1 protein-coding gene is annotated in these 2,026 nt (G+C 66.0%); it reads right to left on the bottom strand.

Translation table 11 applies throughout. The features are described 5' to 3' along the window. Positions 1–664: 664 nt before the first annotated feature. The coding region (locus ABZ319_RS40345) for a DUF222 domain-containing protein (protein ID WP_354991871.1) at positions 665–2,026 on the bottom strand (1,362 nt) is incomplete at its 5' end.

Below are 2,026 nucleotides of genomic sequence, written 5' to 3' on the forward strand. Positions count from 1 at the left end.
CCGGGGGAGAACGGCCTGGATAGCGAGTACCAGCGGGGTGCAGTTGGGCAGGTCAGGCTGCGGTTCCAGCCACCCGGGGGAGAACGGCCTGGATAGCGAGTACCAGCGGGGTGCAGTTGGGCAGGTCAGGCTGCGGTTCCAGCCACCCGGGGGAGAACGGCCTGGATAACGAGAACCAGCCAGGACCGGTTGGGAGATCGAGTGCGGTTCCAGCCCTCCCGGGGCAGAGCAGCCTGGATAACGGAGGCCCAGCGGGGTCCGGTTGGGAGCCTCGACGGCGGTACCGGCCCTACCGGGCCGATAAACGTGATCCACCACCGGCGGGGGTACAAGGAACCCTCGAATCGGCTACCGCACAACACGATCACCCTCTGAGGCAGTACCGGCATTCAGCGATGACGGATCTTGTGTCTGTAGGTCTCGAGAAGGTGCCCACGGCCATCCAGCCAGGCTGGAAGGGCGAACAGGCTCCCAGCTGGGGAGCCGAGGTCGGGTACGGCAGGCGAAGTAACCAGCACTGCCTCGTTGTTCTTGCTTGTTCTCCCGAACCCCGCCGGAAGGTTCACGGCGCGTGCGGGTTGGGGCTACGTCGGCCACTGGAGTGAACACCGATGGTCGTTTGTCATTGTTCTTGGCTTTGCGGGTTCGGCTGTAGGGCAGCGCTCTAGCAGCGTCGCCGCGCCGGGATACCCGGGATCCCTGAAGGACTCGGCACACGCGGGTGATGACGGAAGTTCACCCGGGGTCTACGAGCGGGATCGATGTGCGGTGGTGGTATCCACCCTGTCTTGCCCGGATCCTCCGAATCCTGCGGCATCACTATCGTTTTCCAGCCATTCGGACCGGTGTTGACCAAAGCGTGGCAGGCATCGCACGCGAAAGTCAGGTTCTCGATGTCGGTTTCGCCGCCATCGGCCCATTCCTTGATGTGGTGGACCGCCGAGCGGGTGGCTGGCGCATCACATCCGGGGCGGGTGCACCCGCGTTCGACGGCGGTGAGCGCCAGGCGCTGTTCCGGGGTGGCGAGGCGTTCTCCGCGTGCGAAGTGCAGTGGTCGGCCGTCGGCGTCGATGATGACCAGGTACGGAGTGGCGTTGGCGGCCAGTTCGACTGCGTCCCGGATCGAGAGGGTGCCGCCGGTGGCGGTGGTCGCTTTGCCGGTGCGTTGTTCGAGGTCGGTCAGGCTCATGGTGATCACGGTGGAGACCGGCAGTCCGCGGTGGTTCCCGAGCCGGGTGGGTCCCATGTCGGGGCGCAGGAGCGCGATCATGGCGTCGTGGTTGCGTTGGGCGGCGGTGCGGTGATCGCGTGTGGCAGCGGCTTGCAGCTTCGCCCGCGCACCGGCCTTGGTGCTGTCCTGGTCGTCGGTGGCGGTATCGATGGCGAGTTCGGCAGCACTCCACGGGCTCTCGGGATCGTCCGGGTTGCACATGCCCGGGCGGGCGAGCTTCTCCAGGACCGGGGAGACTACCGCCTGGAACTGCGGGGTCACCCACCCTGATACCGGAGCCATCCCGTCCGCGCGCGGATGCCCGATCGTGAACCCCCGCCGCATCTGCTGATCCCGATGCTCTGTCAACGACCCGTCGGGATCGATGTGCAGCAAGACTCGTACACCGAGTGTGGTGATCCCGGCTGGATCTCCTTGGCGCGCGTACACGGTCAGGTTCCGCTCGACGAAATCCCTGGCTTCCGCGTCCGCGCGGGCGGGGATCTGTTTGATCACCTCGTGAATAGCCCGAATGTGGTCGAGGGAGATCTCTCCGGCCCGCTGCGCTGCGGCGACCAACGGCAACACCGGCGGCCGCTCGAACGTGCCCTCCGATACCGTCGACAGCAGTTCGGTATTCCGCACCCGCGCCGCGGCATCACCGTGCGAAAGGCGCAGTGTCTCTTGCAGAAACCGGACCGGGCTCTTCACCCCCGCCCGCGCGGGCAGGTTACGTGTCCCGCATTCGAGCACGAGCCGTTGTTTCGCGGCATCGAGTTGGCGTGTGATGGTTTCGATGTCCTGCATGAGTTCGAT

This window comes from Nocardia sp. NPDC005978, from assembly GCF_040614455.1.
Lineage (GTDB): Bacteria > Actinomycetota > Actinomycetes > Mycobacteriales > Mycobacteriaceae > Nocardia.